Source organism: Siccibacter turicensis LMG 23730 (assembly GCF_000463155.2).
In the GTDB taxonomy this organism is placed as follows: Bacteria; Pseudomonadota; Gammaproteobacteria; order Enterobacterales; family Enterobacteriaceae; genus Siccibacter; species Siccibacter turicensis.
The window spans coordinates 16,392-37,265 of the sequence record NZ_AWFZ01000030.1 but is presented as its reverse complement, the minus strand read 5'-3'; the positions used below and the strand labels follow the sequence as shown (position 1 = coordinate 37,265).

21 protein-coding genes and 1 other annotated feature are annotated in these 20,874 nt (G+C 57.8%); of the genes, 11 read left to right on the top strand and 10 right to left on the bottom strand.

All coding sequences use genetic code 11. From position 1 onward, the window contains the following. The first annotated feature begins 1 nt into the window (after position 1). The 3 genes from DW58_RS09865 to wzzB all read left to right on the top strand — a co-directional run bounded on the left by DW58_RS09865 (position 2) and on the right by wzzB (position 3,735). Entirely contained in the window at positions 2 to 1,039 is a 1,038-nt protein-coding gene (locus DW58_RS09865; protein WP_024550496.1) for an acyltransferase family protein, read from the top strand. Positions 1,040 to 1,171: 132 nt separating this feature from the next. Next, positions 1,172 to 2,581, top strand: a complete 1,410-nt coding sequence (gene gndA / locus DW58_RS09860) for an NADP-dependent phosphogluconate dehydrogenase (RefSeq protein WP_024550497.1) — start codon at positions 1,172 to 1,174, stop codon at positions 2,579 to 2,581. A gap of 164 nt (positions 2,582 to 2,745) precedes the next feature. After that, entirely contained in the window at positions 2,746 to 3,735 is a 990-nt protein-coding gene (gene wzzB, locus DW58_RS09855) for an LPS O-antigen chain length determinant protein WzzB (protein WP_024550498.1), read from the top strand. Between the two features lie 65 nt (positions 3,736 to 3,800). Here the strand turns inward: wzzB and hisIE are convergent, their stop codons facing one another. From hisIE to hisL, 9 genes are all read right to left on the bottom strand, one after another. Further along, positions 3,801 to 4,409, bottom strand: a complete 609-nt coding sequence (gene hisIE / locus DW58_RS09850; protein WP_024550499.1) for a bifunctional phosphoribosyl-AMP cyclohydrolase/phosphoribosyl-ATP diphosphatase HisIE — start codon at positions 4,407 to 4,409, stop codon at positions 3,801 to 3,803. Continuing rightward, entirely contained in the window at positions 4,403 to 5,179 is a 777-nt protein-coding gene (gene hisF, locus DW58_RS09845; protein ID WP_024550500.1) for an imidazole glycerol phosphate synthase subunit HisF, read from the bottom strand. The genes hisIE and hisF overlap by 7 nt, the downstream gene beginning before the upstream one ends. Further along, complete coding sequence (hisA, locus tag DW58_RS09840; RefSeq protein WP_024550501.1) at positions 5,161 to 5,898, bottom strand: 1-(5-phosphoribosyl)-5-[(5-phosphoribosylamino)methylideneamino]imidazole-4-carboxamide isomerase; 738 nt, start codon at positions 5,896 to 5,898, stop codon at positions 5,161 to 5,163. The genes hisF and hisA overlap by 19 nt, the downstream gene beginning before the upstream one ends. Further along, positions 5,899 to 6,489 carry an imidazole glycerol phosphate synthase subunit HisH gene (gene hisH / locus DW58_RS09835; RefSeq protein ID WP_024550502.1) on the bottom strand — a complete coding sequence of 197 codons (591 nt, stop codon included), beginning with the start codon at positions 6,487 to 6,489 and terminating at the stop codon, positions 5,899 to 5,901. Continuing rightward, a complete protein-coding gene (gene hisB / locus DW58_RS09830; protein ID WP_024550503.1) occupies positions 6,490 to 7,557 on the bottom strand; it encodes a bifunctional histidinol-phosphatase/imidazoleglycerol-phosphate dehydratase HisB in 1,068 nt (355 codons plus the stop codon). Then, positions 7,554 to 8,636 carry a histidinol-phosphate transaminase gene (hisC, locus tag DW58_RS09825; RefSeq protein WP_024550504.1) on the bottom strand — a complete coding sequence of 361 codons (1,083 nt, stop codon included), beginning with the start codon at positions 8,634 to 8,636 and terminating at the stop codon, positions 7,554 to 7,556. The genes hisB and hisC overlap by 4 nt, the downstream gene beginning before the upstream one ends. Beyond that, on the bottom strand, positions 8,633 to 9,937 hold the full coding sequence (gene hisD / locus DW58_RS09820) for a histidinol dehydrogenase (protein ID WP_024550505.1): 1,305 nt from the start codon (positions 9,935 to 9,937) through the stop codon (positions 8,633 to 8,635). Before hisD ends, hisC begins: the two co-directional genes overlap by 4 nt. 3 nt (positions 9,938 to 9,940) lie before the next feature. Continuing rightward, on the bottom strand, positions 9,941 to 10,840 hold the full coding sequence (hisG, locus tag DW58_RS09815; RefSeq protein WP_024550506.1) for an ATP phosphoribosyltransferase: 900 nt from the start codon (positions 10,838 to 10,840) through the stop codon (positions 9,941 to 9,943). A gap of 87 nt (positions 10,841 to 10,927) precedes the next feature. Further along, positions 10,928 to 11,051, bottom strand: a sequence feature (His leader region). Continuing rightward, positions 11,027 to 11,077, bottom strand: coding sequence for a his operon leader peptide (hisL, locus tag DW58_RS20900; protein ID WP_106877479.1), 51 nt, complete (start codon positions 11,075 to 11,077; stop codon positions 11,027 to 11,029). It overlaps the preceding feature by 25 nt. Positions 11,078 to 11,303: 226 nt before the next feature. Between hisL and DW58_RS09810 the strand changes: the two genes are divergently transcribed. From DW58_RS09810 to tsuB, 5 genes are all read left to right on the top strand, one after another. Next, the gene (locus DW58_RS09810) at positions 11,304 to 12,128 is read left to right on the top strand and encodes an SDR family oxidoreductase (protein ID WP_024550507.1); all 825 of its coding nucleotides are present in this window, start codon (positions 11,304 to 11,306) and stop codon (positions 12,126 to 12,128) included. Positions 12,129 to 12,392: 264 nt separating this feature from the next. After that, positions 12,393 to 13,691 (top strand): 4-aminobutyrate--2-oxoglutarate transaminase, encoded by a 1,299-nt coding sequence (gabT, locus tag DW58_RS09805; protein WP_024550137.1) that lies wholly within the window; start codon positions 12,393 to 12,395, stop codon positions 13,689 to 13,691. 186 nt (positions 13,692 to 13,877) lie between these two features. Next, positions 13,878 to 15,245 (top strand): APC family permease, encoded by a 1,368-nt coding sequence (locus DW58_RS09800; protein WP_024550136.1) that lies wholly within the window; start codon positions 13,878 to 13,880, stop codon positions 15,243 to 15,245. A gap of 180 nt (positions 15,246 to 15,425) precedes the next feature. Continuing rightward, positions 15,426 to 16,481: a thiosulfate utilization transporter TsuA/YeeE gene (tsuA, locus tag DW58_RS09795; RefSeq protein WP_024550135.1), complete on the top strand. Its 1,056-nt coding sequence runs from the start codon at positions 15,426 to 15,428 to the stop codon at positions 16,479 to 16,481. A gap of 17 nt (positions 16,482 to 16,498) precedes the next feature. After that, positions 16,499 to 16,726 (top strand): thiosulfate utilization sulfurtransferase TsuB/YeeD, encoded by a 228-nt coding sequence (tsuB, locus tag DW58_RS09790; protein ID WP_024550134.1) that lies wholly within the window; start codon positions 16,499 to 16,501, stop codon positions 16,724 to 16,726. A 105-nt stretch (positions 16,727 to 16,831) separates the two neighbouring features. Here the strand turns inward: tsuB and sbcB are convergent, their stop codons facing one another. After that, entirely contained in the window at positions 16,832 to 18,256 is a 1,425-nt protein-coding gene (gene sbcB / locus DW58_RS09785; RefSeq protein ID WP_035885476.1) for an exodeoxyribonuclease I, read from the bottom strand. 219 nt (positions 18,257 to 18,475) lie between these two features. Between sbcB and sbmC the strand changes: the two genes are divergently transcribed. The 3 genes from sbmC (at position 18,476) to DW58_RS09770 (ending at position 20,777) form a co-directional block, all read left to right on the top strand. After that, positions 18,476 to 18,949, top strand: coding sequence for a DNA gyrase inhibitor SbmC (sbmC, locus tag DW58_RS09780; RefSeq protein ID WP_024550132.1), 474 nt, complete (start codon positions 18,476 to 18,478; stop codon positions 18,947 to 18,949). A gap of 254 nt (positions 18,950 to 19,203) precedes the next feature. Then, a complete protein-coding gene (locus DW58_RS09775; protein WP_024550131.1) occupies positions 19,204 to 20,262 on the top strand; it encodes an FUSC family protein in 1,059 nt (352 codons plus the stop codon). A gap of 176 nt (positions 20,263 to 20,438) precedes the next feature. Further along, positions 20,439 to 20,777 carry a DUF496 family protein gene (locus DW58_RS09770; protein ID WP_024550130.1) on the top strand — a complete coding sequence of 113 codons (339 nt, stop codon included), beginning with the start codon at positions 20,439 to 20,441 and terminating at the stop codon, positions 20,775 to 20,777. The last annotated feature ends 97 nt before the right edge of the window (positions 20,778 to 20,874 follow it).

Sequence of the window (20,874 nt, the reverse complement as noted above, 5' to 3'; positions counted from 1 at the left end):
AATGAAACTAGAGCAAATTCAAATTGGCCGAGGCATTGCCGCACTAGTTGTGGCGTTTCATCATCTATTATTACCTCAGTTACAGATGATTTTTCACCATAATGCTTTCTTTGATGTGGTTCATCTTAATTATTTAGGGGATTTTGCCGTATATTTCTTTTTCTGTATTAGTGGCTTCGTCATGATGCTTTCATGTAATGAAAGGCCTAAGTCGGCTAAAGTCTTTATTTTAGACAGGATTGTAAGAATATATCCGTTATACGTAACATTTACATTGCTTTCCTTGATTATCTTTCATTACACGAGAGGTGAGCTATCATGGTTAATAAATCTAAATTATTACCCGAAGGGAGTTGGAGAATTGGTTAGCGCTTTAACGCTGATCCCTCCGCTGTACAACTCGGAATTTTATGCGATGCCGTTAGCAACCGCATGGAGTTTGGTTTACGAAATATTCTTTTATGCATTATTTGCAGTTTTACTCGTTTTTTTTAAATTAAAATATATACCTTATATATTATTAGTCTGTTTTTTGGGATCATTTTTGATCATTAACTCTTTATTTGAACCATCAAGGGGGCGATGGGTTAATTGGCTTTATGTAGTTTCTGATATGATAAATTTATGCTTTGCAATAGGTGCGATTTTGTATTTTGCGCCGAAGCTAGTAATTGTAAAAAATACAATATTGGGTTTCATCTTACTAAGTATACTGTTAGTGCTAATGTTATGCCCAAATTTACATGAATCAAAGGCTGTATTAATATTTTGTGTTACTATAGTTTTCTATTTGCTTCTGTCTTTTCAATATAAAGAAACACCTATTGGGCGCTTTCTATGTTATTTAGGAAACGCCTCGTATAGTATCTATTTGACGCATATTGTCTTCAACTCGTTAAGTTGGCCTGCAATCAAGATTCATTGGGTAATGGGGCTTAGTCTTTTTATAGCAGCTATAGTTTTCGGTTGCATTATTCATGAATATCTGGAAAAGCCGCTAGGGAAATTTTTCAGGTCAAAGATAGCTTATCAAAAATGAACATCTGTAAAATCATCGCGCTCTGCGATACAGTCAAATTTTACTGTTCTATTAAGTATAATGAGTTAACATTTACACTACATTTTCAAGCCGCGCGTATGCTGCGGTGACCAAACCTGACAGGAGTATGTAATGTCCAAGCAACAGATCGGTGTTGTCGGTATGGCAGTCATGGGGCGCAACCTGGCGCTCAACATTGAGAGCCGTGGGTATACCGTTTCCGTGTTCAACCGCTCCCGTGAAAAGACCGAGGAAGTGATTGCCGAAAATCCAGGCAAGAAGCTGGTTCCTTATTATACCGTTAAGGAATTCGTCGAGTCCCTCGAAACCCCACGCCGCATCCTGCTGATGGTGAAAGCGGGCGAGGGTACCGACAAAGCGATTGACTCCCTGAAGCCGTATCTGGAAAAAGGCGACATCATCATTGATGGTGGTAACACCTTCTATCTGGACACCATCCGTCGTAACCGCGAGCTGTCTGCCGAAGGCTTCAACTTCATCGGTACCGGCGTTTCCGGCGGTGAAGAGGGCGCCCTGAAAGGCCCGTCTATCATGCCTGGCGGTCAGAAAGAAGCCTATGAGCTGGTTGCGCCGATCCTGAAGCAGATTGCCGCCGTGGCCGAAGATGGCGAGCCGTGCGTGACTTACATCGGCGCTGACGGTGCTGGCCACTACGTGAAAATGGTGCACAACGGCATCGAGTATGGCGACATGCAGCTTATCGCAGAAGCATACTCCCTGCTTAAGCACGGTCTGAACCTCTCCAATGAAGAGCTGGCGACCACCTTCACCGAGTGGAACGAAGGCGAGCTGAGCAGCTACCTCATCGATATCACCAAGGATATCTTCACTAAGAAAGATGAAGAGGGTAAATACCTTGTCGATGTGATTCTGGATGAAGCAGCTAACAAAGGCACCGGTAAGTGGACCAGCCAGAGCTCTCTGGATCTCGGCGAGCCGCTGTCGCTTATCACCGAGTCCGTCTTTGCCCGTTACATCTCCTCTCTGAAAGAGCAGCGCGTTGCAGCGTCTAAAGTACTGAGCGGCCCGCAGGCGAAGCCGTTTACCGGCGACAAAGCGGAATTCAGCGAAAAAGTGCGTCGCGCACTTTACCTGGGCAAAATCGTCTCTTACGCGCAGGGCTTCTCCCAGCTGCGTGCGGCATCCGACGAGAACAACTGGGATCTCAACTACGGTGAAATCGCGAAGATTTTCCGCGCTGGCTGCATCATCCGCGCCCAGTTCCTGCAGAAAATCACTGACGCGTACGCTGAGAACCCGGCGATTGCCAACCTGCTGCTGGCGCCTTACTTCAAGCAGATTGCTGATGACTATCAGCAGGCGCTGCGTGACGTCGTGGCCTATGCAGTGCAGAACGGTATCCCGACCCCGACCTTCTCTGCGGCCATCGCCTACTACGACAGCTACCGCTCAGCCGTGCTGCCTGCCAACCTGATCCAGGCGCAGCGCGACTACTTCGGCGCGCATACCTACAAGCGTATTGATAAAGAAGGCGTATTCCATACCGAGTGGATGGAGTAACTCCCCAGGCCCTCGCAAGAGGGCTTTTTTTTGCCTGCCTTGCAAGCCGTCTGGTTTTCAGTCCTTTCTTATCGTTGACGCGAAAAAATTACAGGCATTACGCCTGAAAATCGCTACACTTAGCGCGGCGCTTCGTAGCTATTTCTTTAATACATAAGGTAATCATGGCAACGCACGACTATAAAACAGTGGAACGTAACCACGAGAATGCAGAAAACATTGATCTGATTGATATATTTGTTCAACTCTGGCGCGGCAAAGTCATCATTGGCATCTTCGTCATCGTTGCTCTGGTGTTAGCAGGTCTCTATCTGGCGTTCGCTAAAGAGAAATGGACCTCCTCTGCGATTATCACAACGCCCGATTCCGGTCAGGTTTCGAGCTATACCAACGCCATGAACACGCTGTATCCGACTAACGCCCCGCTGGTATCGGATATTCAGCAGCAGTTCTTCTCGCGCCTGAACGCCGCGCTGTCTGCCCGTTCGCTGCAGTTGAACAACCAGGAAGAGCCGGAAAAGCTCTCCATCGAGCCGACCGTGAAAGGTCAACCGGCGCCGCTTGCGATCAGCTATGAATCCGATACGGCGGAAAAAGCCAGCAAAACGCTGGAGAAGTACATTACCGAGATTAACCGCGGCATTGCCGGTGAAATCGAGAAAGATTTAACCAGCAACATCAACTCGCGCGTGAAAGAGTTGACGTCCTCGTTGCAGGCGATGGAACACGTCGCCAAAGAGAAGCAGCAGGAGCGTGAGAAAGTCCTTAATCAGGCATTGCTGATTGCCGAGCAGTCCGGCATTACCAAGCCGCAGGTCCAGCAGTCAGAAGGCGTTTCGGACGACACGCTGTTTGTACTGGGGAGCGACGCGCTGAAGGCGATGATCCAGAACCACGCCACCAGCCCGCTGCCGCTGACCGTGGATTACTACCAGCTGCGTCAGAACCTGCTGGCGGTGAACTCTCTGAAAGCGCAGCCGGATACGCTCTATGCTTTCCGCTACGTCATGAAGCCAGACACGCCGATTCGTCGCGACAGCCCGAAACGCGCACTCACGCTGGTGCTGGCCGTGCTGCTGGGCGGCATGCTCGGCGCGGCTGCCGTGCTGGGACGTAACGCCATTCGCGAGTACAACCTGCGCCATAAAGGGTAATTTACTCCCGACAATAAAAAAGGCAGATGCGCTATGCATCTGCCTTTTTTGCTTTTTGGCCGCGACTAGTGGCGCGAGCGCAGGTTCTCAATCACCGTGGTCAAATCCAGATCCTGGTCCTGAAGCAGCACCAGCAGGTGATACATCAGGTCGGACGCTTCATTGGTCAGCTCGTGGCGATCGTTCACCGTGGCAGCCAGCGCGGTTTCCACGCCTTCTTCCCCGACTTTCTGCGCGATACGCTTGGTGCCGCTGGCGTAGAGCTTCGCGGTATAGGAGCTTGCCGGATCGGCGGTCTTGCGCGAGGCGAGCAGCTGCTCCAGCTCCCACAGGAAGTGCCACTGATGATGCGTCTCTCCAAAGCAGCTCGACGTGCCAAGGTGGCAGGTTGGCCCGATGGGGTTAACCAGAATCAGCAGGGTATCGTTATCGCAGTCCGGCGTGATGCTGACCACGTTGAGGAAATGGCCTGAGGTTTCGCCCTTGGTCCACAGCCGCTGTTTGGTACGCGACCAGAAGGTCACTTTCCCGCTCTGCTCGGTAACCCGCAGCGCCTCGTCGTTCATGTAGCCCAGCATCAAGACTTCGCCGGACACCGCGTGCTGGATCACCGCCGGCAGCAGGCCGTCGGTTTTTTCGAAGTCCAGCTGCGCGCGTTGTTGCTCTGTTAACATACCCGAATCTCCACGCCCTGTAGTGCCAGGTACGCTTTTAGCTCACCAATATTAATAATCTGTTTGTGGAACACCGACGCCGCCAGCGCGCCGTCGACGTCCGCATCACGAAACGCCTCGTGGAAGTGCTCCATGGTACCGGCGCCGCCGGAGGCGATCAGCGGGACGTGGCAGACCTCACGCACTTTCTTCAACTGCGCCAGATCGTAACCGTTACGCACGCCGTCCTGATTCATCATGTTCAACACAATCTCGCCGGCACCGCGCTTTTGTACTTCCTGCACCCAGTCGAGGGTTTCCCACTGCGTCACGCGGGTGCGGCTCTCATCCCCGGTATACTGATTGACGTGATATTTCCCGGAAGCCTCATCAAACCAGGTGTCGATTCCCACCACGATACACTGCACGCCGAAGCGGTCAGCCAGACGGGTAATCAGCGTCGGGTCGGCCAGCGCCGGGGAGTTGATGGAAATTTTGTCGGCGCCAAAGGTCAGAATACGCGCTGCGTCTTCCGGGGATTTAATCCCGCCCGCCACGCAGAAGGGGATATCAATCACCTCCGCGACGCGCGATACCCAGCTCTTGTCCACGACGCGACCATCGCTGGAGGCGGTGATATCGTAGAACACCAGCTCGTCGGCACCTTCTTCGGCATAGCGTTTCGCCAGCGGCACGATATCACCGATGATCTCATGGTTGCGGAACTGCACGCCTTTCACAACCTGACCGTCGCGCACGTCGAGGCAGGGGATTATCCGTTTTGCCAGCATTGTATTGCCTCCGTTAGCGTAAATTTACCTTCCAGCAACGCACGACCCACGATCACGCCGCTGACACCGCTATCGGTCAGGGCTGAGATATCGGCCAGGCCGCCAATGCCGCCGGAGGCCTGAAATGCCACCTGCGGAAAACGGGCGCACACTTCTTTATAGAGATCGACGTTGGAGCCTGCGAGAGTGCCGTCACGCGAGATGTCGGTGCACAGCACGTGCTTCAGGCCAACGGGTAAAAACTGCTCGACCAGCGCCTCCAGCGTTACGCCAGAGTTCTCCTGCCAGCCGCTCACCGCCACCTGCTTATTGCCGGCGTCGTCGATGCGTACGTCAAGCGCCAGCACCAGCTGCTCCGCGCCGAAGCGGGTAAACCACTGCTTTACCACCTCCGGGGATTTCACCGCCGTGGAGCCGATCACCACGCGCGCCACGCCCGCGTTCAGCAGGGCTTCCACATCCTCTTCGCTGCGCACACCGCCGCCGACCTGTACCGGAACGCTGACGCCCGCCACCAGGGTTTTCAGCAGCGGGATCTGGCGCTTCGCCGGATCTTTTGCCCCGGTAAGATCTACCAGATGCAGCACCTCGGCGCCCTGCGCCTGATACGCCTGCAGCCGCGGAAGCGGGTCGCTGCCATAGTCGCGCTGCTGTCCGTAGTCCCCCTGATGGAGACGCACCACCGTTCCGTCTATCAAATCCAGTGCCGGAATAATCATTTACATCTCCAGGAAGTTTTTCAGCAGCTGTGCACCCGCCGCGCCGGAACGCTCGGGGTGGAACTGCACGCCGTAGAAGTTATCTTTCTGCACCGCGGCCGTGAAGGGTTCGCCGTAGCTGCACTGCGCGATGGTGCAGGGGTTAACCGGCATGGCGTAGCTGTGCACGAAGTAGAAGTAGGCCCCGTCCTCAATCCCGCGGAACAGGTGATTTCCCGCCTTCGGATAGACGCGGTTCCAGCCCATGTGCGGCAGCGGCAGACCAACATCGGTCATGTGCGGCACCGGCTCATCAATGATGCCCAGCGTCTCAATGCCGCCGCTCTCATCGCTGCGGCTGCCGAGCAGCTGCATCCCCAGGCAAATACCCAGTACCGGCTGGGTACAGGCTTTGATAAGGTCGATCAGTTCGCGCTCGCGCAGCTGGTCCATTGCCGCCTGGGCGGTCCCCACGCCCGGCAGAAACAGCTTGTCGGCGCGCAGCACGATATCCGGGTCGCGGCTGACCTGCGGGGCGTAGCCCAGCCGTTCAACGGCCCACTTGACGGACGACAGGTTGGCGCAGCCGGTATCAAGGATCACCACGCTCATCTACAGCACTCCTTTCGAAGAGGGAAGGGTATCGCCGTCCACGCGGATGGCCTGGCGCAGCGTGCGGCCAAAGGCTTTAAACAGGCTCTCCACACGGTGGTGATCGTTTTTACCTTTGGTTTTCAGGTGCAGCGTGACGCCCATGGTGTAGGAGAGCGAGCGGAAAAAGTGCTCGACCATTTCCGTGCTGAGATCGCCCACTCGCTGGTAGGTGAACTCGGCTTTGTATTCAAGGTGCGGGCGACCGGAGATATCCAGCGCGCAGCGGGCCAGGCACTCGTCCATCGGCAGGACAAAACCGAAGCGGTTGATGCCGCGTTTGTCGCCCAGCGCCAGCTTCAGCGCTTCGCCCAGCGCCAGGCCGGTGTCTTCCACGGTGTGGTGATCGTCAATGTAGAGATCTCCCTTGACCGCAATCTCCATGCAAAAACCGCCGTGGGTGGCGATCTGGTCGAGCATGTGGTCGAAGAAACCCACGCCGGTGTTGATTTTGCTGCCGCCTTCGCGATCCAGCCACACCTTGACGTCAATCTGGGTCTCTTTGGTGCTGCGCTCGACGTGAGCATAGCGGTCGCGCTTCGTCAGCTGCTCGCCGATAGCGGACCAGTTCAGCGCCGTGCGGTGATAGCGCAGGCCCTGAATGCCCATGTTCTCTGCCAGGGTCACATCCGTTTCGCGGTCGCCAATGACGTAGCTGTTGGCGCGGTCCATCACCCCGTCGTCGAGATAGCCCTTCACCATCGCGATTTTCGGCTTGCGGCACTCGCACGCGTCGGCGGGCAGGTGCGGACAGATCAGTACCTCATCGAACACCACGCCCTGAGAGGTGAAGATCTGCATCATCAGGTTATGCGGGCCGTCGAAATCGGCCTGCGGGAAGCTGGCGGTGCCCAGCCCGTCCTGGTTGGTGATCATCACCAGCCGGTAGCCCGCTTTCTGCAGCGTCAACAGTACCGGGATTGCGTCGGGCTCAAAGGCCAGCTTCTCCATGCGGTCTACCTGAAAATCTTCTGGCGGTTCAGAGATAAGGGTGCCGTCGCGGTCAATAAAAAGGATCTTCTGGCTCATTGCTTCTCCGTGGCGGTCAGGCCGGGTTGGTCATTCAGCGCATCAATCACGCGCTGGCACTCATCACGGGTGCCGACGGTGATGCGCAGGCAGCCGCTGAGCGACGGTTGTTTATTCTGGTCACGCAGGATAATGCCCCGATCCCACAGGGATTTAAATACCGCGCTGGAGGCGGTGATCCGCGCCAGCACGTAGTTGGTCTCCGACGGGAACACCGCTTCGACGCACGGCAGCGTGCGCAGCGCGTCCATCAGGAACAGGCGATTTTCAAGGATAGTCGCTACGCGCTCACGCATTGCCGCAATGCCCTGTGCGGTCAGCGCCTGCGCGGCGATGTCTGCGACCGGGGTGGAGAGCGGATAAGGGGCAATCACCTTCATCAGCAGGGCGATGACCTCCGGGCTGCCAAGGGTAAACCCGCAGCGCAGCCCGGCCAGCGCAAAGGCTTTCGACAGCGTACGCAGCACCACCAGGTGCGGGAATTCGGCAATCCAGCTGGCCAGCGAGGCGTCGGGGCAGAACTCAATATAGGCTTCGTCGGCCACCACAATCGCTTTCCCGCGCGTCATCTCCAGCAGGTCGCGGATATCCGCCGGATTGATGAGCTGCCCGGTGGGGTTATTCGGGCTACAGACGAACACCACCTTTACACCGTCGAGCTGCGCGGCGATGCCGTCCAGATCCAGCTGCCAGCCGTCCAGAGTCGGGACGGTGCGACAGGCAATGCCCATGGTTTCCGCGCTGACGCTGTACATACCGTAGGTCGGCGGGCAGTAGAGGATGGCATCCACCCCCGGTTCGCAGAACGCGCGCATGATAAGCTCGATGCCCTCATCCGCGCCGCGGCTTACCAGCACCTGCTCCGGTGTGACACCAGCGTAGTCGGCGTAACGGGTAATCACCGCCTGGGGCTGACACTCCGGGTAGCGGTTAAGCGTCTGCGCCGTCAGTTCAAACGGAACGGCAACGGGGTATTCGTTGGCGTTGAGCCATACGTCACCGTTACCCCCGAGGCGACGCGCCGATTGATAGGGCGTCAGGGTGCGCACGTTGTCGCGGGCTAATTCTTCAATGCTCATGCTTGCTCCTTCAGGGCGGCAACGCGCAGGGTGACGGCATTTTTATGGGCGGTAAGCTGCTCGGCGGCGGCCAGGGTTTCGATGGTCTGCGCCAGCGCGGAGAAACCGGCCGGGGTCAGCTCCTGCACCGTCATGCGCTTCTGGAAATCCGCCAGTCCGAGGCTCGAACAGGTGGCAGTATAGCCGTAGGTTGGCAGCACGTGGTTGGTACCGGAGGCATAATCGCCCGCCGACTCCGGCGACCAGTCGCCAAGGAAGACCGACCCGGCGCTGGTGATGCTCTCCACCAGCTCTCGGGCGTTGCGGGTCTGAATGATCAGGTGCTCCGGCCCATACTGGTTCGAGATAGCGATGCACTGGGCGAGATCCCGGGCAACGATAAGGCGGCTTGACGCCAGCGCCTGACGAGCGGTATCGGCGCGGGGCAGGTCAGCAAGCTGCTGCTCTACCGCCTGCGCCACCCGGCGCGCCATGTCGGCGTCCGGGGTAAGCAGGATCACCTGCGAATCCGGGCCGTGCTCGGCCTGGGAAAGCAGGTCGGAGGCAACAAAAGCCGGGGTGGCACCGCTGTCGGCAATCACCAGCACTTCCGACGGCCCGGCAGGCATATCGATCGCCGCGCCGTCGAGACGCTGGCTCACCTGGCGTTTCGCTTCGGTGACAAAGGCGTTGCCCGGCCCGAAAATTTTCGCCACTTTTGGCACGCTGTCGGTGCCGAACGCCATGGCGGCAATCGCCTGCGCGCCACCCACCTGGAACACCTGCTGCACGCCGCACAGCTTCGCGGCATAGAGGATCTCGTCCGCGATGGGCGGCGGCGAGCAGAGAATCACCTGCTGGCAGCCGGCAATGCGCGCCGGGGTTGCCAGCATCAACACGGTGGAGAACAGCGGCGCGGAGCCGCCGGGAATATAGAGCCCGACGGAACCGATCGGGCGCGTCACCTGCTGGCAGCGCACCCCCGGCATGGTCTCGATATCCACTGCCGGTAGCTGCTGGGCAAGGTGAAAGGTGTTGATATTGGCGACGGCCACCGCCATGGCGGCTTTTACTTCGTCACCCAGACGCGCAGCGGCAGCATCGATCTCCTCTGCGCTGACCTGAATCGCCTCAACCTCGGTTTTGTCGAACGTCGCGCTGTAGGCCTTGAGCGCCGCATCGCCGTCGCGGCGAACGCTGTCGAGAATGTCGCCGACGATGCGGGTGATGTTTTCCGACGCGGAGATCGCCGGGCGGGTCAGCAGCTGGCGCTGTTCATCAGCGCTGCAGGCGTTCCAGTCAATCAGGGTAGTAAAGGCCATGGTTTACTCCATCATCTTCTCAATCGGCAGCACCAGAATGGAGCTGGCCCCCAGCGCTTTCAGTTTTTCCATGGTTTCCCAGAACAGGGTTTCGCTGCTCACCATGTGCATTGCCACGCGCTGCTGATCGCCAGCCAGCGGCAGAATGGTCGGACGCTCGGCGCCGGGCAGCAGGGCGATAACCTCATCCAGGCACTCGGTTGGCGCGTGCATCATGATGTATTTGGATTCGCGGGCCTGAATCACTCCCTGAATTCGGGTTAACAGCTTATCGATGAGCTGCTGTTTGGCATCGGCCATCTCGCCGTCGCGCTGAATCAGGCAGGCTTTGGAGCGGTAAATCACTTCCACTTCGCGCAGGCCGTTGGCTTCAAGGGTCGCGCCGGTGGAGACCAGATCGCAGATGGCATCGGCCAGACCGGCACGCGGTGCCACTTCGACGGAACCGTTGAGCAGACAGGATTTAAACTGCACGCCTTTCTGATCCAGATAGCGTTTGAGCAGGTGCGGATAAGAGGTGGCAATGCGTTTGCCATTCAGCGCGGCGGGGCCATCCCACGGCTCGTCCACGGCGGTGGCAAGCGACAGACGGCAGCCGCCGAAATCCAGACGACGCAGCGTGAAGTAGCGCGGGTCTTCGCCCTGCGCGCGGCGGGTGAGCAGCTCTTCTTCCAGCACGTTTTCCCCGATGATGCCGAGATCCACCACGCCATCCATCACCAGACCCGGAATGTCGTCATCACGCACACGCAGAATATCGATCGGCATATTCTCTGCCAGGGCGATGAGGCGCTGGGTGTGCAGATTGATTTTGATGCCGCAGCGGGCCAGCAGCTCGCGTGAATCGTCGCTCAGTCGGCCTGATTTCTGAATAGCTATGCGTAAACGGGTGTTATCTAACATTCTCGGTTCCTCGTAATCCTGTCGTGGTCGTCTGCAATCGGTAGTGAATCTCTTTTTTTATCCGGGAGCGGCTGGCATCAAAACCCCAAAAAAAAGCCCCCGGAAGAGGATCTTCCGGGGGCTTTCTGTTGCGCTCTGCACCACTGGAAGATCCTGAATGTCTCCCAGCACACATCGCCTGAAAGACTAGTCAGGGTGATGGTGATGATGGTGGTGTTTGCACTGAACGCTGTTCATAAATTTCTCTGATGAATGACTATTCACAATGTTTCTTACCGTAAACCAGATATATGGAGGATGGCAAGGGCTTTTTTCAACCCGTGTCGCTTTACGGCTTGCGCCTCGGTTGTCACGCGTGGCGGGCAGGGGTAGCCTTTACCGTGCGGCGGCTATGCAGGCGGCAGCGTTGTCGGTTACGCTTGGTATAAGCATGACGTGCCGCACGATGATTCAGGAGACGGATATGAAAAAGGTAGCGATTGTCGGTTTAGGGTGGTTAGGTATGCCGCTGGGGCTGGCGCTCACCGCACGGGGCTGGCAGGTGACCGGCAGTAAAACCACCCAGGACGGCGTGGAAGCCGCGCGCATGTGCGGTATTGAGAGTTACCAATTGGAACTGACGCCTGAACTGGTATGTGACAGCGCCGAACTGGATGCGCTGCTCAACGTCGACGCGCTGGTGGTGACGCTCCCGGCGCGCCGTACGGGGGAGGGCGACACCTTCTACCAGCAGGCGGTACAGGAGATCGTCGACAGCGCGCTGGTGCATCGCATTCCGCGCATCATCTTTACCAGCTCCACCTCGGTCTACGGCGATCGCAACGGCGTAGTAAAAGAGACCACCCCCACCACGCCGGTCACCCACAGTGGGCGGGTGTTGAAAGCGCTGGAGGACTGGCTGCACAATCTGCCGGGCACCTCGGTTGATATTCTGCGCCTCGCCGGACTGGTGGGGCCGGGGCGTCATCCCGGACGTTTCTTTGCTGGCAAGACGGCGCCCAACGGCGACCAGGGCGTCAACCTGGTGCACCTCGACGACGTAGTAGCGGCCATCGCCCTGCTGCTGGAGACGCCGAAAGGCGGGCATATCTATAACCTCTGCGCCCCGCAGCATCCGGCGCGCGCCGAGTTTTACCCGGTGATGGCACGCCAGCTTGGGGTTGAGCCGCCGACCTTCCGCGACGGGGTGACCGGCGCCGAGGGCAAGCGCGTGGACGGCAGCCGCATCTGTCACGAGCTGGGCTTCGAGTACAGCTATCCCGATCCGCTGCTGATGCCAATGGAGTAACCCCTCTGCCACCGTCGCGCCGACACTGCAAGTCCGGCGCGACCGCTTTCTGCACCCCCCGTGTCGCCCGGTACTTCCCTTTTTTCCTGCCTGCTCGTGCCTCTCTGGTAAAGCGTTTGCCCTCGTCTATGTTTAAGAGGGGCGCGCCATTCACGCCCGCAACACCACCCGGACGCGATGCGCAGACAGCGCCACTAAGACGACAATTTCCGGGTGGCAGCTCAGGCTTCAGGCGGCATCCAGGCCGTCTGGCAAGGAGAACCTATGGGGCAGACCAATCAGCAGTGGCAGGAGAGGCGGGTGGAAGCGGTTGCGCAGGGCGTCGGCAATGCGCTGCCGGTGTATATCGAGCGGGCGCGTAATGCGGAGCTGTGGGACGTGGAGGGGCGACGCTATATCGATTTCGCCTCCGGGATTGCGGTGCTGAATACCGGGCACAATCACCCGGCGGTCATCGAGGCGGTGAAAGCCCAGCTGGAGTGCTTTACGCATCCCTGCTTTCAGGTTACCCCCTACGGGAACTACATCGAACTGGCGGAGCGGCTAAACGCCCTGGTGCCCATCGCGGACGCCTGCCAGACGCTGTTTCTCTCAACCGGCGCGGAAGCCGTCGAGAATGCCATCAAGGTGGCGCGCATTGCCACCGGGCGCTCGGCGGTGATCGCGTTTCGCGGTGCGTTTCACGGCCGCACGCTGCTCGGTATGGCCCTGACCGGAAAAGTGCAGCCCTATAAAAAAGGCTACGGTCCGTTCCCGGCCGGCATCTACCACGCGCCGTATCCCGCCGCCTGGCTTGGCGTCAGCGACACCCAGGCGCTGGCATCACTGGCCGGGATTTTTGCCGCAGACGTTGCGCCGGATGACGTGGCGGCGATTATCATCGAACCGGTGCAGGGCGAAGGCGGCTTCTACGCCGCGTCAGCGCACTTTCTGCAGCAGCTGCGCGCCCTGTGCGATAAGCACGGCATCGTGCTGATAATTGATGAGATCCAGAGCGGCTTCTGCCGCACCGGGAAAACCTTCGCCATCGAACACGCCGGCGTGGAGCCTGACCTCATCACCATGGCGAAGAGCCTGGCGGGCGGCTTCCCGCTGGCAGCGGTGGTGGGGCGCCGGACGCTGTTCGATAAGGCACTGCCAGGGGGGCTCGGCGGCACCTATGCCGGTTCGCCGGTGGCGATTGCCGCCGCGCTGGCGGTGACCGACCTGATTGAGCGCGAGCAGCTCAATGAAAAAGCCCGGGCGATGGGCGAGCATCTTATCGCCCGGCTCACCCAGCTTGCTGCGGACTATCCCTGTATTGGCGACGTGCGTGGCGTGGGTGCCATGGTCGCGATTGAGCTTGTCGAGGCGGGCGATCCTCAGCGTCCGGACCCGGCGCTGACCCAGCGTCTGGTGCAGGAAGCGGGGCGTCAGGGACTGGTGTTACTCTCCTGTGGCGTACGGGCAAACGTTATCCGTTTTCTGATTCCACTGACCGCAGAAAAAGAAATTGTCGATGAGGGGCTCAACATCTTGTCATCGTGCCTGAAAATGTTGCAAAATACGCGCCCTGCAAAATGAGAATTAGCCGACGTGAATAACGTCGGTTATTTTTTTGCAATTAAGAAACGTCATTTTAAACAAGAGGCCGGGCTTCGTACCGGATAGATACTTACCTAAAGATCGACAGTCGTGTCGCCGAGGAAATCAGAAAGATGGGGCAATCATTTGCATTTGCGACGGCACACGCCGTAATGGAGATCCGCCATGTCGCATAACGTTACTCCAGGTACTACCACCTCTCGCGTGGAATTGCGTAAAACCCTTACGTTGATTCCGGTTGTAATGATGGGCCTTGCCTATATGCAGCCGATGACGCTGTTCGATACGTTTGGTATCGTGTCCGGCCTGACCAGCGGTCACGTCGCTACCGCCTACGCCTTCGCGCTGGTGGCGATTCTGTTTACCGCTATCAGCTACGGTAAACTGGTGCGCCGCTTCCCGTCTGCCGGCTCTGCCTACACCTACGCCCAGAAATCCATCAGCCCGGCCGTTGGCTTTATGGTGGGTTGGTCATCCCTGCTGGACTACCTGTTCATGCCGATGATCAACATCCTGCTGGCGAAAATCTACTTTGAAGCGCTGGTGCCGAACGTACCGTCGTGGATGTTCGTGGTTGCGCTGGTGGCCTTTATGACCATCTCCAACCTGCGCAGCCTGAAAACCGTTGCCAACTTCAACACCGTTATCGTGGTGCTGCAGATGGGCATCGTGGCCGTGATCGTGGGCCTGATCGTTCACGGGGTGTCCAACGGTGAAGGCGCCGGTACGCTGACCAGCTCGCAGCCGTTCTGGAGCGCCGACGCGCACGTTGTGCCGATGATTACCGGTGCCACCATTCTGTGCTTCTCGTTCCTCGGCTTTGACGGTATCAGCTCGCTGTCCGAAGAGACCAAAGACGCTGAGCGCGTGATCCCGCGTGCTATCTTCCTGACCGCGCTGATTGGCGGCCTGGTGTTTATCGTCGCGTCCTACTTCCTGCAGCTCTACTTCCCGGACATCTCGCGCTTTAAAGATCCGGAAGCGTCTCAGCCGGAAATCATGCTCTACGTGGCAGGTAAAACCTTCCAGTACGGCGTGCTGATCTTCTCCACCATTACCGTGCTGGCTTCCGGTATGGCGGCGCACGCGGGCGTGTCTCGTCTGATGTACGTGATGGGTCGTGACGGCGTGTTCCCACGCAGCTTCTTCGGCTACGTGCACCCGAAATGGCGTACCCCGGCGTTCAACGTGCTGCTGGTAGGCGCCATTGCACTGCTGGCGATTAACTTTGACCTGGTAACTGCAACCGCACTGATTAACTTCGGCGCGCTGGTGGCGTTCACCTTCGTTAACCTGTCGGTGATCTCGCAGTTCTGGATCCGTGAGAAGCGCAACAAAACCTTCAAGGATCACGTTCAGTATCTGATTCTGCCACTGTGTGGCGCACTCACCGTCGGCGCGCTGTGGCTGAACCTCGAAGAGAGCTCCATGGTGCTGGGTCTGATCTGGGGCGGTATCGGTATCGTCTATCTGGCCTGCGTCACCCGCAGTTTCCGTAATCCGGTTCCGCAGTACGAAGATATCGCGCAGTAATCGCGCATCGGTATCACACAGGATCCGGAGGCTTAGCCTCCGGATTTTTTTTGCCCGTTATTCGGCAGAGAAAATATCTATAACCTTTCGCTATATGGTAGTGAGTTTGGTTATTGGTCAGGCCGACGCAGGCGTGAATAATGGCCGTTTTGATTTTCTGACCTGGAAACGGGTGGTGCTATGTTACAGATGATTTTAACCGGCCTGCTGTGCGGCGGACTGCTGGGCTTCGTTATGCAGCGCGGCCGCTTCTGCCTGACCGGCGGCTTTCGCGATATGTATATCGCCAAAAATAACCGCATGTTCTATGCCCTGCTGATCGCCATCGCCATTCAGAGCGTGGGCGTGTTCGCGCTGATCCAGGTGGGCGTGGTGCGCTATGACGCGGGTGCCTTCCCGTGGCTCGGCACCGTGGTCGGGGGCTATGTCTTCGGGCTGGGTATCGTGCTGGCGGGCGGCTGCGCCACCGGCACCTGGTATCGCGCCGGGGAAGGACTTATCGGCAGCTGGATTGCCCTGGTAACCTATATGCTGATGAGCGCCATCATGCGCTCACCGCACGCAGCCGGGCTGAATGCGATGTTGAAAGAGTACAGCACCGCGCACAACTCCATTCCGGAAACTTTCAGCCTCCCGGCATGGCCGCTGATTGCGGTGCTGGTGGTGGTAACGCTCTGGCTGGTACGCCGGGAGCTGATGAAGCCGAAACGCAAGGTGGCGAGCCTGCCACCGCGCCGCACCGGTCTGGCACATCTCCTGTTTGAAAAGCGCTGGCACCCGTTTGTCACCGCGATCCTGATTGGCCTTATCGCCATCCTGGCATGGCCACTGAGCGAAGCCACCGGGCGCCTGTTTGGGCTGGGGATCACCTCGCCGAGCGCAAACATTCTGCAGTTCCTGGTGGTGGGTGACAGCAAGTACCTCAACTGGGGCGTGTTCCTGGTGCTGGGCATCTTCCTGGGGTCGTATATCGCGGCCAAAGCCAGCCGTGAGTTCCGCGTGCGTGCAGCAGATGCGGCCACCACGCTGCGCAGCGTCGCTGGCGGGCTGCTGATGGGCTTCGGAGCCAGTATCGCTGGCGGCTGCTCTATCGGTAACGGACTGGTGATGACCGCTATGCTCACCTGGCAGGGCTGGATTGGCCTGGCCTTTATGATCCTCGGCGTGTGGACGGCGTCGTGGTTCCTGTTTGTTCGTCCGCAGCGTAAGGCGACCCTGCGCGCCGCTGCGGCCTAAGCGAGTGGAGTTTAAGAATGGCAATTAAGAAATTAGACGTAGTAAACCAGGTTTGTCCGTTCCCGCTGATCGAAGCAAAAGCGGCAATGGCGGAAATGGCGAAGGGTGATGAGCTGGTCATCGATTTCGACTGTACTCAGGCAACCGAAGCGATTCCGGAATGGGCAGCGGAAGAGGGGCACAGCGTCACCGATTATCAGCAGGTCGGGGATGCCTCCTGGAGCATCACGGTGATGAAAGGATAATCCTTTCTGATACTAAAAAGGGTCGCATAAGCGACCCTTTTTTATGGGGTGGAGGCAGCGCCAGCCGGGTTTTATCTCTACCTTTAGCTGCGCCGGGCTGGCCGCTTACCCGACGATCTCCTGGGCATACTGGTAGAGGGCCTTGATCAGCGTGGTTTTCTCGCTGTCACCCTCGTACTGGTTGTAGAGCATCTCCAGCTCCTGCGCCCAGCGTTGCAGATAGTCCGGGGTAAACACCTCGCGGCGGTGGTTGAGCCAGCGCTGCTGCTCGGCCTCATCCAGCGTGCCGGGATAATTGCGCGCCCGGTAGTTGAACAGCAGTTTCTCAATGCGCGGATCCACAAAGCTGATATCCAGCGCGGGCAGATTCTGCGGTTCGGTCTGCAGCACGATGTTCATTGCCGCCCGGTCAGCGTCGCTGAAGAAGCCGTTGTAGAGCTGCGCATCGACGTTATCGGATGGTACAAAGGGTTCCGTCTCGGCATAGATGGCCACCACCTTCTCACGCACCTGCGGATTATCGCGCAGCAGCTTAAGGTTGTTGAGGCAGTGCTGACGGTCGATGCCCAGCCGTTCGGCATCTTCCGGGCGCAGCGTGTTCGCCTGGGCCAGCACCGGGCACTTATTGAGATGCACCAGCTTCACCGGCACCGCGGCGGCGTTGAGCTGCGCCTTCGGGGTATACAGCCGCTCGCGCAGCGCGTCGGCATCCAGCTCCAGCAGCGGCGACACATCGCCCGCCAGATCCACCATGATCACCGCATTCCGGTTGTCAGGGTGCCACGCCAGCGGGGCAACCCAGCTGGTATTCCCGCGTAGCGCGCCGAACATCCCCGACACGTGCACGAGGGGTTTCATCTGGGGCACGTCAATGAGCGAGATCAGCTTCTGCTTGCTGCGGAAACTAAAGAGGTAATCGAACAGTTTCGGCTGGCGCGTGCGTACCAGCTGCGCCATGGCGATGGTGGCGTAGACATCAGCCATCGCGTCATGGGCATTGGCGTGTTCGATGCCGTTGGCTTTGGTGAGATGCTCCAGCCGGAAACTCGGCAAACCGTCGTCATTCTCCGGCCAGACGATACCGTCCGGGCGCAGCGCGTAGCACGCGCGCATCACATCCAGCAGATCCCAGCGCGAATTGTCGTGCTGCCAGCTCCAGGCGTAGGGATCGTAAAAGTTGCGATAGAAGATGTTGCGCGTCACTTCGTCGTCGAACCGCACGTTGTTGTAGCCCACCACGCAGGTCTTCGGCACGGTAAACAGGGCGTGGATACGCTTAGCGAAATCGGCCTCGTTCATGCCCTGAGCCAGCGCCTGCTGCGGCGTAATGCCGGTGATCATGACCGCTTCGGGCTGGGGCAGATAGTCATCGGCCGGCTTACAGAAGAACACTTCCGGCTCGCCAATGATGTTGAATTCGGCATCGGTACGGATAGCGGCGAACTGCGCGGGCCGATCCAGCGAGGGGCTTTTACCGAAGGTTTCGTAATCGTGAAACAGGAACGTGGATTGCGCCGGGGAGTCAGACACCAGGAAGACCATCCTTATAAAATTTCATGAACGCATGCATGGTAAACCATAACCAGAGCGACCAGAAGGAAAGAAACGCGTTCGCGAAAGGGATTCGCCGGGCCGGGTGACACCTTCGCGAAGCTGCTCGCAAAATGAACAAATTTATCCCCGCACCCCGCTCATCGGCGCCATCAGGGTGTATATAAATACAGTCATCTTTCAACCCTGGAGCGTAGCATGCACTACAACATTGAGGCAGTTCCTGCCCGCAACGTAGCGGGTTTTCATCTGGTCGGCCCGTGGGAAAAAACCGTACCGCAGGGCTTTCAGCAGCTGCTGTTATGGGTAGAGACGCACCATTTGCGTCCTGAAGAGTGGATAGCGGTCTATTACGACAACCCCGATGAAACCCCGCCGGAAAGGCTGCGTGCCGCAACGGTGGTGTCGGTGCCTGCGGGCTTCGCGGTGCCGGAAAACAGCGGCGGCGTGATCCACACCGAAATAGCCGGCGGGGAGTATGCCATCGCTCATGCCCGGGTGGAGGAGGGGAACTTTGGCAAGCCGTGGCTGCTGTTCTTCAACAGTCTGCTTGGCGATGACCGCTACCTGCCCGCTCCGTTGCCCTGTTTCGAAGTCTATCTCAATGACGGCAATGCGGACGGTTTCTGGGAGATCGACATGTATATTCCGGTGCAAAAGAAAAGCAAATAACCTTCGCCACGCTGATGCTACACATGGCGGCGTGTGCGGACGCCTGACGTTCAGTTTCAGGCGTCAGAAAGTAAACTCATGTTAAAAACGCGATAAAGTTATGTTAATGGCGATAGTGAGCGATGTTCAGGAGCACTTTTTTTGTCTTCGATGCTAAAAAATAACCATCTGTATGGGGCGGTTTCTGGCGGTTGGGCGATCCTGGTTGTGCAAAAACGGGTACAATTCGTTTTTTTGAATTCCGGAGAGCGGTTGTGCGTCCTGACAAACCCTTAACCCCCTTTGACGTCCGCGTTTATCAGCACTATCGGATAGTCCACGGTCTGCGCATCGCGCTGGCGTTCGTGCTGACGTTTCTGCTGGTTCGGCTGCTGGATGTGCCCGAAGGCTCCTGGCCGCTTATCACGCTGGTGGTGGTCATGGGGCCGATTTCATTCTGGGGAAACGTGATACCGCGGGCTTTCGAGCGGATCGGCGGCACCATTTTTGGTTCCGTATTAGGGTTAGTGGCGCTGCAGCTTGAACTGTGGTCGCTGCCGGCGATGATGCTGTGGTGCGCAATGGCGATGTTTATCTGCGGCTGGCTCACGCTCGGCAAGCGTCCCTATCAGGCACTGCTCATCGGCATTACGTTGGGCGTAGTGGTCGGTGCCCCGCAGGGCGATATGGTAACGGCCCTGTGGCGCGGCGGGGACGTGATTCTCGGGTCGCTGCTGGCCATGTTCTTTACCAGCATCTGGCCGCAGCGTGCCTTCGTGCACTGGCGCATTCAGATGGCGAGCTTTATGTCGGCGTTCGAGCGCATCTATCAGGCCGGCTTTTCACCTAACCTGGTGGAGCGTCCGCGTCTGGAAAAGCCGCTGCAAAACGTGCTGAACGACGTGGTAAAAATGCGTGGGCTTATCACCCCGGCGTGTAAAGAGACCCACATTCAGAAGCGCATCTTTGAAGCCATCCAGACCACCTGCCGCAACATGGTGTGTACCCTGGAGCTGCAAATCAACGCGCACTGGGCATCGCGCGAGAGCCATTTTGTGATGATCAACGCCCGCACGCTGCGGGACACTCAGCACATGACGCAACGTACGCTGGCCAATCTCTCCCAGGCGCTGTACGAGGGCAATCCCACGCCCGCCATTGCCAGCCGTGAGAAGCTGAACGAGATCATCAGCGAACTGGACCAGCTTATTCGCGAAAGCCACAGCGGCAGCCTCGAAGAGACGCCCATTCACGGCTATGTGTGGCTCAGCCTTGAACTGGCCCGTCAGCTTGAACTGTTGTCGCAGCTAGTGTGCCGCGCGCTGCGTAAATAAGCACCAGATGCGCAGGGAGCAGGCCCAGGCGGTGTCGATTTAACCTGAAATAAGAGTATGATAGCGGCAGGGCGCCCGCGAGGCGAAACCATTGTTTTGAATAGCCGCTACCATTAAGCTAACAACATGATGGTTGTAACAACGAATCCGAGTCTCAAATTAGCAGGGGTGTAAAAATGGAAAATACCAGACCTTCATTTCAGGACGTACTGGAGTTTGTCCGTCTGTTCCGTCGTAAGAACAAGCTTCAGCGTGAAATCCAGGACGTTGAGAAAAAGATCCGTGACAACCAGAAACGCGTGCTGCTGCTCGATAACCTGAGCGATTACATCAAGCCGGGAATGAGCGTTGAAGCCATCCAGGGCATCATCGCCAGCATGAAAACGGACTATGAAGACCGCGTCGATGACTACATCATCAAAAACGCTGAAATCTCGAAAGAGCGTCGCGAGATCTCTAAAAAGCTCAAAGCGATGGGCGAGCTGAAGGCCCCGACGGAACCTAAAGCCGACTAACGTAAAAAACCGCCATCATGGCGGTTTTTTTTGGTCCCGGGCGAGACGGGCTTACGGCGGATAGCAAAAAGCCCGCACGCGGCGGGCTTTTCGAATT

Excerpts from the sequence above, each read along its gene's own strand:
- DW58_RS09865 (WP_024550496.1), top strand. The coding sequence starts at position 2 with ATGAAACTAGAGCAAATTCAAATTGGCCGAGGCATTGCCGCACTAGTT.
- gndA (WP_024550497.1), top strand. The coding sequence starts at position 1,172 with ATGTCCAAGCAACAGATCGGTGTTGTCGGTATGGCAGTCATGGGGCGC.
- wzzB (WP_024550498.1), top strand. The coding sequence starts at position 2,746 with ATGGCAACGCACGACTATAAAACAGTGGAACGTAACCACGAGAATGCA.
- hisIE (WP_024550499.1), bottom strand. The coding sequence starts at position 4,409 with ATGTTAACAGAGCAACAACGCGCGCAGCTGGACTTCGAAAAAACCGAC.
- hisF (WP_024550500.1), bottom strand. The coding sequence starts at position 5,179 with ATGCTGGCAAAACGGATAATCCCCTGCCTCGACGTGCGCGACGGTCAG.
- hisA (WP_024550501.1), bottom strand. The coding sequence starts at position 5,898 with ATGATTATTCCGGCACTGGATTTGATAGACGGAACGGTGGTGCGTCTC.
- hisH (WP_024550502.1), bottom strand. The coding sequence starts at position 6,489 with ATGAGCGTGGTGATCCTTGATACCGGCTGCGCCAACCTGTCGTCCGTC.
- hisB (WP_024550503.1), bottom strand. The coding sequence starts at position 7,557 with ATGAGCCAGAAGATCCTTTTTATTGACCGCGACGGCACCCTTATCTCT.
- hisC (WP_024550504.1), bottom strand. The coding sequence starts at position 8,636 with ATGAGCATTGAAGAATTAGCCCGCGACAACGTGCGCACCCTGACGCCC.
- hisD (WP_024550505.1), bottom strand. The coding sequence starts at position 9,937 with ATGGCCTTTACTACCCTGATTGACTGGAACGCCTGCAGCGCTGATGAA.
- hisG (WP_024550506.1), bottom strand. The coding sequence starts at position 10,840 with ATGTTAGATAACACCCGTTTACGCATAGCTATTCAGAAATCAGGCCGA.
- DW58_RS09810 (WP_024550507.1), top strand. The coding sequence starts at position 11,304 with ATGAAAAAGGTAGCGATTGTCGGTTTAGGGTGGTTAGGTATGCCGCTG.
- gabT (WP_024550137.1), top strand. The coding sequence starts at position 12,393 with ATGGGGCAGACCAATCAGCAGTGGCAGGAGAGGCGGGTGGAAGCGGTT.
- DW58_RS09800 (WP_024550136.1), top strand. The coding sequence starts at position 13,878 with ATGTCGCATAACGTTACTCCAGGTACTACCACCTCTCGCGTGGAATTG.
- tsuA (WP_024550135.1), top strand. The coding sequence starts at position 15,426 with ATGTTACAGATGATTTTAACCGGCCTGCTGTGCGGCGGACTGCTGGGC.
- tsuB (WP_024550134.1), top strand. The coding sequence starts at position 16,499 with ATGGCAATTAAGAAATTAGACGTAGTAAACCAGGTTTGTCCGTTCCCG.
- sbmC (WP_024550132.1), top strand. The coding sequence starts at position 18,476 with ATGCACTACAACATTGAGGCAGTTCCTGCCCGCAACGTAGCGGGTTTT.
- DW58_RS09770 (WP_024550130.1), top strand. The coding sequence starts at position 20,439 with ATGGAAAATACCAGACCTTCATTTCAGGACGTACTGGAGTTTGTCCGT.